The sequence below is a fragment of the Pseudoalteromonas sp. RW-H-Ap-1 genome, assembly GCF_048318575.1.
Lineage (GTDB): Bacteria > Pseudomonadota > Gammaproteobacteria > Enterobacterales > Alteromonadaceae > Pseudoalteromonas.
Genome location: NZ_CP166996.1, coordinates 2,627,813 through 2,640,942, shown reverse-complemented (window position 1 = coordinate 2,640,942; position 13,130 = coordinate 2,627,813). Strand labels below are relative to the sequence as shown.

Sequence of the window (13,130 nt, the reverse complement as noted above, 5' to 3'; positions counted from 1 at the left end):
TTATTGAGGATGATTTATGAGTAGTGAGCAACAGGAAGTCGCGCAGTTTATTAACAAGCAAGCACCATTTTCAATGTTACAGGACAGCGCCTGCAGTTATTTTGTTAACCATCTCGATAGTATTTATTTGACCCGAGAAAACCAAACGCAATGGCTTAACAGTGAACAGCCTAAATTATTTTTAATTCGTTCCGGGTTATACGATTTAGTGGATGCTCAAGGCGATACGGTAACGCGTTTAACTCAAGGTGATTACTTTGGTTACCCCTCGTTACTGACGGGAGATTCAATACAAAACAGTTTAGAAGTACAAAAAGAGGGCATTGTCTATATGCTCGACCAAACGGATTTTGATTACTTACGTCGAGAATATAAAGCATTCGAGCAATACTTTGTTCGTGCTCATGCTAATCGATTGCTGTCATCACATTATAAAAGTAACAACGACAGCTGGTCTGAGCGTAAAATATCAGAGATCATGACTCGCAAAGCGATTACGCTGCCCCCCGATGCCAGCATCCGTCATAGTGCTAAACAAATGCAAGAGCATGGGATTTCATCAATGATGATCACCGAAAATTCGCATCTTGTTGGAGTAGTTACAGATCGGGATTTACGTAACCGAGTGCTTGCTGATGAAGTGGATCCCGCGCAAGCTATCAATAGTATTATGACCAATAAGCCTAAGTTTATATTTGAAAATAACCGCGTATTTTCAGCGCTGCACTTAATGCTTAAGCATAATATTCATCATTTACCTGTGCTTGACGAAAACCACAAACCGCTAGGAATGATCACCAGTACAGACTTACTACGCCAACAAAAAAGCGACCCAGTGCAGCTAATTGGTCGTATTTACAAGGCCCATAATGTGGCTGATTTAAAACGTTACGCGAAAGAAATTCCTGAGTTATTAAAAGGGTTTTCAAATAATATTGATGATATTTCGCTGATCGGAAAGTTACTCAGTGGTTTAACCGATGCGTTGACCTCGCGGCTAATTTTTTTATTTCAACAACACCATGGCGCCGCGCCAACCAGTTTTAGTTTTATTTGTTTTGGCTCTCAAGCGCGCGAAGAGCAAACTCTACATTCAGATCAAGATAACGGCTTATTACTCCCTAACGACTTAACGAGCGAGCAGCAAGCTTACTTTAAAAGCATGGGAGAGTTTGTCTGCGAGCAACTTGTTGAATGCGGTATTAGACGTTGCCCCGGTAACATAATGGCTAGCAGTGATGCGTGTCGAATGAGTGTTAGTGATTGGCGGGCGAAGTTTTTAAAGTGGATCACCAGTCCTACACCGCAGGCAATGCTCAACTGTAAAATCTTTTTCGATCTGCGCTTTATTGAAGGTTCAACTACGCTTTATAGCCAGTTTTGTGAAGAGTTGACCCATATTTCACGCAACGATCTTTTTTATGCGGCAATGGCCAGCGATGTTAACGCTAACAGTGCGCCGATTGGTTTATTCAATAACTTTAAAACCGAAAAAACAGAGCAACACCATAAGTACATCGATCTTAAAAAGCGCGGGGTGGTGATCATTAACGATCTAGCGCGACTTTATGCATTAAAAGCAGGCATTCGCCGTGCTAACACCCAAGAGAGGTTGGATGCTTTATTAAAGTATTCACTATTAAGCAAAGAAGATATTTATAATTTAAAAGATTGTTGGCGATTTTTAACTCAGCTTCGGCTGCGCACGCAAATAAACGAAGAAGGGTTACCTAGTAATTGTATTAACCCAGACAAACTCAATTCGTTAGAACGTCATCAGCTTAAAGAAGCGTTTTACTTAGTAAAACAAGCGCAGCAAGGCGCGGCGTTCAAATTTGCGCGTGGGAGTTTGTAACAATAATGGTTAAGCTGCTTATTACGCGGTACTTAAAGCGTCGCCATTTGCTTGCGAAAAGTGCTTTGAAGCAACGTTATTTAGTGATTGATTTGGAATTAACAGGGCTTGATCCTAAACAACATGAAATTGTCTCGGTTGCTTGGGTACTGATTGATAATCAATGTATCAAAAACAGTCAATCGCAGCATATCGTTAATAAAGAGGTTAAAAGTCTAGAGCAAAGCCCTGTTTTTCATGGCATTAGTACTGAATCGGTGGCACAAGGGCAAAGCCTACAGAGTATTTTAATTTCTTTAAGCGCTCACTTTAGTGACTGCATTTTAGTATTTCATAATGCCATGCTCGATTGGGGCTTTTTAAAAATAGCCTTAAAAAATGCCAATATAACAACGCGGCCAAAACTGATACTCGACACCCTTCACATCGAGAAAAAGCGCTTACTCAACCAATCAACTGAAATAAAACAAGATGATTTAACCCTTAATGCCTGTCGTATACGTTATGAGTTACCAAGCTATCATTGCCATCATGCACTGACCGATGCACAAGCCACTGCCGAGTTACTGCTAGCCCAGTGCCATCAAATAAGCCGTGGCAAAGAGCTAAAAGTAGCAGAACTTTTAACTTAAACGTATTTATCTATAGCCTGGCTATATTTTATCAATAAACTTATAAAAATTGGCTTTTATCTTATCTGAACTTTCATCAAACAGAAACCAGCTTTTAATTTCTTTTTTAGTTGTAAGTTTTTTATCAAGTACAACTTTGAGTAATCCATAAAGGGTATTTTTTAACTCAGGCGCTACGAGGTGAACCTCCGCGCTTAGGTAAGTTTTATCACTGCCAAAATTAACTAGTTCTCCGTATGCAATATTTCTATCATATCTGAGTAAGTTCGTTAATTTATGTGGGATGACTACAAATTGTTCCAGTTGACACATCAAGATCTGTAAACCTTGACAGTCTCTTAAATTATTAAATATGGCTTCTCTTAAATTCGAATTGCTAATATCAACATTTTTAAATTTGCAATATGAAAAATTACAGTTAGAAAAATCACTGTATCTCATACTTAAACCTTCAAATTCAGAATAAGAGAAATCAATGCCACTGTAGTTTATATGTGAGCAGTTGAACTTACCGAAACCACTATTGTGAAATAATGTACCTATCAAATGTTCTTTTGCCCAATTTGGTGCTGCTATACTGTATGTTGAGTTATGATTTTTCATCATTTCAAATAGATGAATTTGATTTTTTATTTTTCTGTTAAAAAAGAGTTCTTTTTCTTGATCCGTAAATAGTAAATTACCTACCAGTAGTGCGATCCATTTATCGTGATCAGCTGGTATGTTACGTGTTTTGCTATTGTTAAATACAGATAGTTCATTATTGAAAAGAGCTGTAACTGCTGTGAATTTAGCTAATAATATCTGATTTTTATTCTCAATTACCTTTATTGAAAAATCTATTATTTTATTTAGCTTTTCATTGTTTATAGGCCAATTATCTAATAAATATTTATTTATATCTCCGTCTACACTATTTGCAAACCAAGAGTAAAATAAATCATTAGAGTAAAGCGGGTTATTTTCTTCCTGAGCTAATGATGCTAAAAGTGGAATTAATAACTTTCTTTTTTCTTTCACTTTTTCTGAATTATTATCATTATTTACTGTTTCTTTAAGTAAAACGATAAGATCTTTTAGAAAATAAATAGATTGTTCTGTTGGATAACCAATGCTAAGTTTGCTTCGTGCTATATCAAGATCTGTGTTTTTGTCTAATGAGTATTTTATAAATACCTTTAAATAGTATTCTGCGAGTAATATTTCAGCAAATGATTGATGATGAAAGTGGAGTAAATTATCCTTCTCTCCAAAGTAAGAGTGTGATAAGAACTTTATTTCTGTTACATTTTTGTTTTTATATCTATCTAGTATATCAATATCACTTTCAGTAGAGTATTTCCCTTCAATAACTCTGCAAATATCAGCCTTTTTCAATATACCTTGTTTACCATCTTGTCTCTGAAATCCCCATAGGGCTGCAATTGAATGCAAAATGTTTCTATACCTAATTTCATCCAAAAAGTTAACTTCGATGTCTGAATCTTCTATATGCTTCGCGTCTTTTGTCAGTAAATTTATAAAAGAGAGGTATATACCTATTTTACCAATGTCTTCAAAGTTAATATCGTTTATCATTAATTGATAAATCATATAAGAAAATATAGGCCTTTTTAACTCTTCGATAGACAATGTACCCTCATCAAATAGTTTCTTATGTATATCATCTGATATTAGTGGCGTAGTTTTACTTAATGAGTGCTTTAGCCAATGATTAAATTGTTTAGCTGTAAAACCGTATAAATTAATATAGTGGGGGAGATCTTTGTTTAGATTTTTTACTTTTCTTGTAAAAGGTTCATGTTTTTTAAGTTGCTCCTCTAAACCATCAGGGAAAGGTCTAGAACTTATTATTATTCTATTTTTTCTACATATAGATTTATCTAAGTTTTGAATTGACTTTATTGAAGAAACAACTTTATCTATAGCTGTTTTTGTTAACTCCCCACTTTCATCTAAAGAATCAATTAGGAATAGATACTTTTTACTTTTAAAGTATTTATCTTCAATTTTAATACCATAATCGGTTTGTAAAAAGTCATCAATTACTCCTAATTTACCTTCTGATTGGTAGTTTGAAAAGTTTCTGAGGTTAAAATATATGGGAAAATAACCATCTTTAGTTTCTGAATATTTTTTTGCTAATTCAGCCGCGTGATATTTTAGAAATACTGACTTCCCCTTTCCAAAATCAGCTACTATAAAAGTTATCCTATTTATATCATTAGTTTCACATTCATAATTTTGGTTAATAAGTTCAGTTATTGGTTCGAGGCTTTTTTCTTTTTTGATAATTTCTTTGTAGCTTAAATCGCTGATTTTTGATGATTTGTTTAGTTCTGTGATTGGCTGCCAATAAGCAAAAGTTTCTTCGTAAAGTAAGTCTTCATTATCTTGAAACCCAATATCTTTTAATTTAAATGTGTCATATAAAATCTTAGCTTCATTTTCATGAACGCGAAGAGCATTAATCTCCTCAAGGTGTTTTTCATATACTTCACCGAATTCAAGTTCAACGGTTTTTTCTATATTATTATTAAAGTGGTGAATTACTTTATTTATAACTCTTGTTTCTTCCCCTAAATGGCTTAATAGTACTTTTGTTTTTATTTTAGTTGCATCAATAGCTGGGTGATATTTTGGAGAAAATAAATTAATTAGGTTTTCAGTTTTGACATCACTATTATCGAATTCAAAAATACTATATAAGTCAGTTTCTTTAGTGAACGAATCATTTGTTAAATCCCCCTGATGCTCTTGCAAAGACAGGCTTAGTTGGTTCAAAGAGGCTTTTATATAAGTATTTATTCCAAAATTGTTAAGTTTGTTGTCATCTAGTTTTTCAAAATAAAGGTCTATTTTTTCTTTAGCTAGTAGCTTTATAACTACTGCAATTGTGCCATTTGCATTATTTATTATCTCTTGCCCTGATTCATTGAAATTATTTTTGAAATAACCTGTAATATTTTTAAGTGCCATAGGAATACAACTAAATATCCTTTCAACTTTTTGTTTGTCCATGTTTCTTTCCATTGGTAATTAAGGTTTAATTGACTAAGTTACACATAATAACAGGTTATGTAATGACTATATCTTTAGCTTTTCAATATTAAAAGTATTAATTTACATTGTATTAGGGAGTAATATGAAACTCATCACTGCTATTTTCTTAACCTTATTCCCACTCATCACTTTTGCTAATTCAAGCTTACCTGCTAATCGTCATATTGCAGTGCAAGGTACTGCTGAGATATTGGCAGTGCCTGATATGGCTAACATTTCTTTTGAAGTAATAAGCACTAAAGATACGTTGCTTGAGGCGAAACGTGACGTTGATAACCGAGTTAATTTGCTAATCAAAGGAGCAGATAAATATGGCATTGAGCAAGGCGATATTTTTATCTCTGGTTTAACAAGTCATATAAATAATATGATTGGTATAGAAACAGGTACCGTTTCAGGTGAAAGGTACCTAGCGCGAAAAAGAATTAAAGTAACGTTAAAAGAAATTGAAAGAACAGATGATTTTATTGAATTTGCACAAAGCGTAAAAATAAATAATGTTATGGAAATTGAAAGCTTATCTTCAAAAGGATCTAAATTAGAGGCAAAAGCAACACAAGCAGCAATAGATAACGCCAAAGCTAAGGGAAGCATACTTGCTGAAGCATTTGGCGCTGAACTTGGAAAAGTTTATAGTATTAATTCAACTGCTAATCATCAAAGATACCCTACAAATAACGTAAAGAGTTTTATTTTTTCAGGCTCGGGTGCTAACTCAAATCCATTCGAACAGGTGCGGTATGTGGATGAAACAATAATTTTTACATCATCAATAAGTGTAGTGTTTGACTTAGAAATAAAATAACAATGAGGACACACAATGGAATTAAACTATTTATATATTGGATTTGGTGTTATTGCGTTACTGAATGTAATAGTGAGTGTGTTTTTGATAAAGCGAGATGACTTAGAAGTGTTTCAAAAAGCCGCTCAAATACTATTAGTATGGTTAATTCCGTTGTTTGCAGCAATTGGTCTGTGGCTATTTTATCGTACGCAAGATAGGAGTGTAAACGTGCCTAAAAGCTTTGGTGGAGGTGCAGGAGATAGCACAAATATTGGCGGTGGCTTTTGAACAAGCGTTAATATGTTGCTTAAACAAAGGATTCTAATGGGCACTTTTTAAATGTTAATTCAAAGTTTCTAATGCTTGGCTCTTATAATCAGACCCAAGGTCGATTACAATACCGCCATCTAAAAGGCGACGCTGCCTTTCTCTGTACGTAACTAGAGTGGATTTTATATTTCATGGCAATCAAACTTGCAATTAATGGTTTTGGTCGTATTGGTCGAAATATTGTCCGCGCACTATACGAATCAGGCTTAAGCGACGAGATTAAAATTGTTGCGATTAACGAACTAGCCGACCCTGAAGCTATTGCCCATTTATTAAAATACGACACCTCTCATGGTCGCTTTAGCTTCCCAGTTAAACTAGGTGAAGACACTATCAGCGTTGCTGATGACACCATTGCGTTATTTTGTGAAGAAAATCCAGTTGAATTACCGTGGCAAACGCTAGGTGTTGACGTGGTACTTGAATGTACCGGCGTGTATCACTCACGTGAGCATGCACAGTTACATATTGCCGCAGGTGCTAAAAAAGTGTTGTTTTCGCACCCTGCTGATAATGATGTAGATGCGACTATTGTGTATGGCATAAACGACGATGAGTTGAAAAACGAGCATACTATCGTCTCTAATGGTTCGTGTACCACCAACTGCGTTGTTCCTGTTATTAAAGTACTCGATGATGCCTTTGGTATTGAATCTGGCGCTATTACAACTATTCATGCGTCAATGAACGATCAGCAAGTGATTGATGCGTATCACCATGATTTACGCCGAACTCGTGCCGCCAGCCAATCTATTATTCCGGTAGACACAAAGTTAGCCCGTGGTATCGACCGTATTTTACCTAAATTTAAAGGCCGCTTTGAGGCCATTGCCGTTCGTGTACCGACTATTAATGTGACCGCCATGGATTTAAGTGTCACGGTAAATACCGATGTAGATTTAAGTGCGGTTAATAGTGCGCTTAAAGCACAAGCTAAAGATAGGCTTGAGGGTATTTTAAGTTACACCGAAGAGCCGCTGGTATCGGTTGATTTTAATCACGATCCCCATTCTTGTATTATTGATGGCACACAGACACGTGTTAGTCATAAACGCCTGATAAAGTTATTAGTTTGGTGTGATAACGAGTGGGGATTTGCGAATCGCATGCTTGATACCGCGCGTGCTATGATGGCATTTAAGTAATATTTTAATTTCAGGTTCAGTATCGTTAACTAAGGAGATGTTCATGTCGGTCATAAAAATGGCAGATTTAGATTTAAACGGCAAGCGTGTATTAATTCGTGAAGATTTAAATGTACCCGTTAAAGCAGGTAAAGTGACGTCAGACGCACGTATTCGTGCTGCACTACCTACTATCAAACTTGCGCTAGAAAAAGGTGCAAAAGTGATGGTTATGTCACACCTAGGCCGTCCTACGGAAGGGCAATACGAAGACGAATTTTCATTAGCCCCCGTTGTTGATTACTTAAATGATGCACTTGAGCAAACTGTTCGCCTAGAAAAAGATTACTTAAACGGCGTTGATGTTGCAGATAGCGAAGTGGTTGTTTTTGAAAACGTGCGTTTTAATAAAGGCGAGAAAAAAGACGACGAAGCCTTATCAAAGCAATTAGCTGCATTATGTGACGTTTACGTAATGGATGCCTTTGGTACTGCACATCGCGCACAAGCTTCAACCCATGGTGTGGGTCTGTTTGCTGATGTAGCGTGTGCTGGTCCATTATTATCGGCTGAACTAGAAGCATTAGGTAAAGCACTTGATAACCCAGCTCGTCCGTTAGTAGCAATTGTGGGTGGCTCTAAAGTATCCACTAAATTAACGGTACTTGATTCATTGTCTAAAATTGTTGATCAGCTTGTTACCGGTGGTGGTATTGCCAATACCTTTATTGCCGCTGCTGGCCATCCTGTAGGTAAGTCACTTTATGAAGCTGATTTAATGGATGAAGCAAATCGTTTATGCGCTGCGGCGAAAGCCAACGATGGCGAAATACCGGTACCCACAGATGTTGTTGTAGGTAATGAGTTTTCAGAGTCAGCTGTAGCAACACTTAAAGATGTAAGTGAAGTCAACAGCGAAGATATGATTTTTGATATTGGCCCTGATACTGCTAATCAACTTGCAAAAATTATTGCTAATGCGGGCACTGTTGTATGGAATGGCCCAGTGGGTGTGTTTGAGTTTGATCAATTTGGTAATGGTACACGTGCCATTGCAAAAGCGATTGCTGATTCGAAAGCATTTTCTATTGCAGGCGGTGGTGACACCCTAGCGGCAATTGATAAGTACGGCATTAGTGATAAAGTATCGTATATTTCTACAGGTGGTGGTGCGTTCTTAGAGTTTTTAGAAGGCAAAAAATTACCTGCAGTTGCAATGCTAGAATCACGCGCTAAATAATACCTTTGGGTATTAGCTAGCCGTAAAGCAGATGTGCTTATTTCACATCTGCTACAATTAACGAGTAAATACCTCTCACTTTTATTTAGTCGTTAATAATATGAATTTTAGGCTATTTGCCTTTTAATTCATGGCGCAGTGATTGCGCCAAACTAACAAATCCGTTCAAACTAGGTAGTAAAATAACTACCGATAAATTGGAGAATACCCAATGGCTTTAATCAGTATGCGACAACTTCTGGATCATGCCGCTGAGCATGGTTACGGTGTACCCGCGTTTAATGTAAATAACCAAGAGCAAATGCGCGCAATTATGGAAGCGGCTGATAAAACAAACAGCCCTGTTATTGTGCAAGGTTCTGCGGGCGCACGTGCGTATGCCGGTGCACCTTTTATTCGTCATATGATTTTAGCGGCAGTTGAAGAATGGCCACATATCCCCGTGGTTATGCATCAGGATCACGGTACGTCACCGGGTGTATGTCAACGTTCAATTCAGTTAGGTTTTTCATCAGTTATGATGGATGGCTCATTAATGAGCGATGGCAAAACTCCGTCAAGCTACGATTACAACGTTGATGTAACACGTAAAACAGTTGAAATGGCACACGCATGTGGTGTTTCAGTTGAGGGTGAGTTAGGTGTATTAGGTTCACTTGAAACTGGTGAAGCGGGTGAAGAAGACGGCGTTGGCGCTGAGGGTAAACTTACTACAGAGCAAATGCTAACGAACCCAGAAGAAGCGGCTGATTTTGTAAATAAAACCCATGTTGATGCGCTGGCTATTGCCTGTGGTACATCACACGGTGCCTACAAATTTACGCGTCCACCAACCGACGATATTTTAGCGATTGATCGTATTAAAGAAATTCATGCGCGTATACCAAACACGCATTTAGTAATGCATGGTTCGTCTTCTGTTCCACAAGAGTGGTTAGAAGTGATCAACCAATACGGTGGTGAGATCCCAGAAACTTACGGTGTGCCAGTTGAGCAAATTGTTGAAGGTATTAAATACGGTGTGCGTAAGGTGAACATTGATACCGACTTACGTTTAGCGTCTACCGGTGCAATTCGCCGTCATTTAGCAATGAACCCGTCTAACTTCGACCCACGTAAGTTCTTAGCTGCTGCAACGCAAGCGATGACTGATATTTGTATTGCCCGTTACGAAGCGTTTGGTACTGCAGGCCAAGCAAGTAAAATTAAGCCAATTTCATTGGATGAAATGCACCTTAAATACTTAAGCGGTGAGCTAAACCCAAAAATAAAGTAATGAGCCAATAATAGCGATACTCTCGCACTCATTATAAAAGCCAGTTGCCTATGCACTGGCTTTTTTGATCTGTGGGGGATCAGTATTTTACCTAGTTATTAATTTGGGATCACTCGATTACTAACTGGTCTCATCTGGGATCATTACTTTACTAACTAAAGCGCTAAAATGAGCTTGTTTTACTCATTTAGGCATCGGAAAGCGCAATGATAGAATGAAAATCATACAAAAAATCATTGGTTTAGCTTTAGTAGTGGGTAAAATAGTGATCCGTAAAGGGATCTGCTTGATAAAACTCTGATCCTGATATTTAAGATCTTAATAAAGCTGATCTAAATAGTGTCGTGGCGCAGTCGGCTTTTATGATCAGACTAAAAATATAGCTGTTAAAACTCGTCGCTTAGTAATTTGATGATCTCATAAATAATATTAAAACTACGCGCAGTTATTAAGCTATTTATACTTTAAACCGCTTTTTTATTTACAGCTTATGATGATGCAAAGGTGACATATTTAATTTTTTGTCACTATTTTGTGTTTTTTTTACGCTCATTTTGATTTCCACGTTACACTTTAATAAAAATGTCATACTTAGTCATAATAATGAAACCTACTCAATAGCCTAAGAGATAAATTGGAATGTCACGTAAAGTATTAGTCGTTGATGACGAAGCACCTATCAGGGAAATGTTGGTTTTTGTTTTAGAACAAAATGGGTTTCAAGCCATTGAGGCAGAAGATTATGATTCTGCAATATCTGCAATGGTTGAACCTTATCCAGATATGGTGTTACTTGATTGGATGCTACCTGGCGGTAGTGGAATTCAAATCGCTAAAAAATTCAAACAAAATGAACACACACGCCAAATACCTATCATTATGCTGACAGCTCGCGGCGAAGAAGAAGATAAAATACGCGGTTTAGAGGTCGGTGCTGATGATTACGTTACTAAGCCGTTTTCACCTAAAGAGTTAATGGCGCGTATTAAAGCGGTTATTCGTCGTGTTGCTCCGACCTCACTTGAAGAGGCCATTGAAGTACATGGTTTGCGTTTAGATCCTATTTCGCATCGTGTGACTTCAGGTGGCAGTGAGCTTGATATGGGACCAACGGAATTTCGACTGTTACACTTTTTTATGACCCATCCAGAGCGTGTATATAGCCGAGAGCAATTACTTGATCATGTATGGGGTACTAATGTCTATGTTGAAGATAGAACTGTAGATGTTCATATCCGTCGCTTGCGTAAAGCGATTGCTACGCTTGGGCATGACCGATTAGTACAAACGGTACGCGGAGCTGGTTATCGCTTTTCGAGTAAATTATAGTTGTGCTTTATAATTAAGCTTACTAAGTTAAGTAGCAATCTATTAACCTAGCATAGTCAAACTATCTGCTAGCGTTTATAAGGTAAAGAGCGTGTATGTATCGAGTTATTAACAAGCAGGCGTTAACCAAACGGCTGTTTGTCTATTTTATACCTTTGCTTTTAATTGGGGTGCTTATTGGTGCCCCATTTTTGATGTTGTTTTTGGGCGCTTTTTCGCTACTTATGTGGCATTACCATCAGCTTTATCGCTTAAGTGACTGGCTGCATAATCAACGCAGTTTTAATCCGCCTGAAGGGGAGGGGTCGTGGGAGCAAGTATTTGAAGGTATTTACCAGCTGCAACATCGCAATCGTAAAAAGCGTAATGAACTGGCAGAACTGATACGGCGTTTTCGCGACGGCGCTGAGGCCGTACCCGATGCCGTTGTTGTGCTACAAAACGACTTATCAATTGTGTGGTGTAATCAGCTTGCACTCAAAGTATTAGGGTTACAGTGGCCGGTTGATCATGGTCAGCGCTTAGATAACTTAATTCGCGATCCTAAATTTGCTAAATATATGCGCCGAAAAGAGTTTAGCGATGCATTGGAGCTTGAAAGTGGCCACAGTGTTGAGCAAGTTCTTGAATTTAGGGTGATGCCCTATGCTAATACACAGTTGTTGGTAGTGGTACGCGATGTTACTCGCTTAAAGCAACTTGAACAAATGCGTAAAGACTTTGTAGCAAACGTCTCTCATGAGCTCAGAACCCCTTTAACAGTTGTTACCGGCTACCTTGAAATGCTCGATAGTGATTCACTCCCACCGCCTGCAATGTGGAATAAAGCTCAAACCACTATGCTAGAGCAATGTAAACGAATGGATAGCTTGGTGAATCAGCTGTTGTCGTTATCGCGCATCGAAGGGGGAAAGCAACACAGTAATGACAAAGCGGTGAATGTGCCACGATTATTAAATTTAATTGAAACAGAGGCGAAATCTATTAATCAAGACAAAAGTCATCAACTTATTTTTAAGATTGATGCGTCACTTGATATTACCGGTGCTGAGGATGAACTTAGAAGTGCATTTTCAAATTTAGTATTTAATGCCATTCATTATACTAAACCAGGCGGTAAAATAGAGGTGCTTTGGCAGCGCAACAATGAACAAGCATGCTTTAGTGTTACCGATAATGGTGATGGTATTGCGCCTGAGCATATTAACCGCTTAACTGAGCGTTTTTATCGAGTAGATAAAGCCAGAAGCCGTACCACAGGTGGCTCTGGGCTTGGTTTGGCAATTACTAAACATGTACTTACTCGCCACGGTAGTCAATTAAAAATTCACAGTGAACTGGGTAAAGGTTCTTGTTTTTCTTTCGCGTTTTCAAGCGATAGACTTATCGCTATTTCGCCGTTAGTCGCGAGTAATACAGCTAGTCATAAAAGTGTCATTTAAGAGTCACACCATTGTCATGTACTCACTTTAGAGTGAACCGCAGTTAGGAAAT

10 protein-coding genes are annotated in these 13,130 nt (G+C 37.6%); 9 read left to right on the top strand and 1 reads right to left on the bottom strand.

What is annotated here, in order from left to right; all coding sequences use genetic code 11:
- Positions 1–16: 16 nt before the first annotated feature.
- Together AB8618_RS12685 and AB8618_RS12680 are read left to right on the top strand one after the other, a co-directional pair.
- A complete protein-coding gene (locus AB8618_RS12685; RefSeq protein WP_413400733.1) occupies positions 17–1,855 on the top strand; it encodes a DUF294 nucleotidyltransferase-like domain-containing protein in 1,839 nt (612 codons plus the stop codon).
- 5 nt (positions 1,856–1,860) lie between these two features.
- A complete protein-coding gene (locus AB8618_RS12680) occupies positions 1,861–2,487 on the top strand; it encodes an exonuclease domain-containing protein (RefSeq protein ID WP_413400732.1) in 627 nt (208 codons plus the stop codon).
- A gap of 21 nt (positions 2,488–2,508) precedes the next feature.
- On the opposite strand, the gene AB8618_RS12675 is transcribed toward AB8618_RS12680, so the two are convergent.
- Entirely contained in the window at positions 2,509–5,508 is a 3,000-nt protein-coding gene (locus AB8618_RS12675; protein ID WP_409423808.1) for a pentapeptide repeat-containing protein, read from the bottom strand.
- 124 nt (positions 5,509–5,632) lie between these two features.
- On the opposite strand from AB8618_RS12675, the gene AB8618_RS12670 reads away from it, so the two are divergent.
- From AB8618_RS12670 to phoR, 7 genes are all read left to right on the top strand, one after another.
- On the top strand, positions 5,633–6,355 hold the full coding sequence (locus AB8618_RS12670; RefSeq protein WP_409423807.1) for an SIMPL domain-containing protein: 723 nt from the start codon (positions 5,633–5,635) through the stop codon (positions 6,353–6,355).
- Between the two features lie 15 nt (positions 6,356–6,370).
- A complete protein-coding gene (locus AB8618_RS12665) occupies positions 6,371–6,625 on the top strand; it encodes a hypothetical protein (protein WP_409423806.1) in 255 nt (84 codons plus the stop codon).
- Positions 6,626–6,798: 173 nt separating this feature from the next.
- Complete coding sequence (gene epd, locus AB8618_RS12660) at positions 6,799–7,812, top strand: erythrose-4-phosphate dehydrogenase (RefSeq protein WP_413400731.1); 1,014 nt, start codon at positions 6,799–6,801, stop codon at positions 7,810–7,812.
- Positions 7,813–7,855: 43 nt separating this feature from the next.
- Complete coding sequence (locus AB8618_RS12655) at positions 7,856–9,031, top strand: phosphoglycerate kinase (protein ID WP_413400729.1); 1,176 nt, start codon at positions 7,856–7,858, stop codon at positions 9,029–9,031.
- Positions 9,032–9,242: 211 nt separating this feature from the next.
- A complete protein-coding gene (fba, locus tag AB8618_RS12650; protein WP_008111197.1) occupies positions 9,243–10,307 on the top strand; it encodes a class II fructose-bisphosphate aldolase in 1,065 nt (354 codons plus the stop codon).
- A gap of 639 nt (positions 10,308–10,946) precedes the next feature.
- Positions 10,947–11,636, top strand: coding sequence for a phosphate regulon transcriptional regulator PhoB (gene phoB, locus AB8618_RS12645; RefSeq protein ID WP_008111196.1), 690 nt, complete (start codon positions 10,947–10,949; stop codon positions 11,634–11,636).
- Between the two features lie 95 nt (positions 11,637–11,731).
- Entirely contained in the window at positions 11,732–13,078 is a 1,347-nt protein-coding gene (gene phoR, locus AB8618_RS12640; RefSeq protein ID WP_413400728.1) for a phosphate regulon sensor histidine kinase PhoR, read from the top strand.
- Positions 13,079–13,130: the final 52 nt, after the last annotated feature.

Coding starts and splice junctions, on each gene's coding strand:
- AB8618_RS12675 (WP_409423808.1), bottom strand. CDS start 5,508: ATGGACAAACAAAAAGTTGAAAGGATATTTAGTTGTATTCCTATGGCA.
- fba (WP_008111197.1), top strand. CDS start 9,243: ATGGCTTTAATCAGTATGCGACAACTTCTGGATCATGCCGCTGAGCAT.
- phoB (WP_008111196.1), top strand. CDS start 10,947: ATGTCACGTAAAGTATTAGTCGTTGATGACGAAGCACCTATCAGGGAA.
- AB8618_RS12665 (WP_409423806.1), top strand. CDS start 6,371: ATGGAATTAAACTATTTATATATTGGATTTGGTGTTATTGCGTTACTG.
- AB8618_RS12685 (WP_413400733.1), top strand. CDS start 17: ATGAGTAGTGAGCAACAGGAAGTCGCGCAGTTTATTAACAAGCAAGCA.
- AB8618_RS12670 (WP_409423807.1), top strand. CDS start 5,633: ATGAAACTCATCACTGCTATTTTCTTAACCTTATTCCCACTCATCACT.
- epd (WP_413400731.1), top strand. CDS start 6,799: ATGGCAATCAAACTTGCAATTAATGGTTTTGGTCGTATTGGTCGAAAT.
- AB8618_RS12680 (WP_413400732.1), top strand. CDS start 1,861: ATGGTTAAGCTGCTTATTACGCGGTACTTAAAGCGTCGCCATTTGCTT.
- phoR (WP_413400728.1), top strand. CDS start 11,732: ATGTATCGAGTTATTAACAAGCAGGCGTTAACCAAACGGCTGTTTGTC.
- AB8618_RS12655 (WP_413400729.1), top strand. CDS start 7,856: ATGTCGGTCATAAAAATGGCAGATTTAGATTTAAACGGCAAGCGTGTA.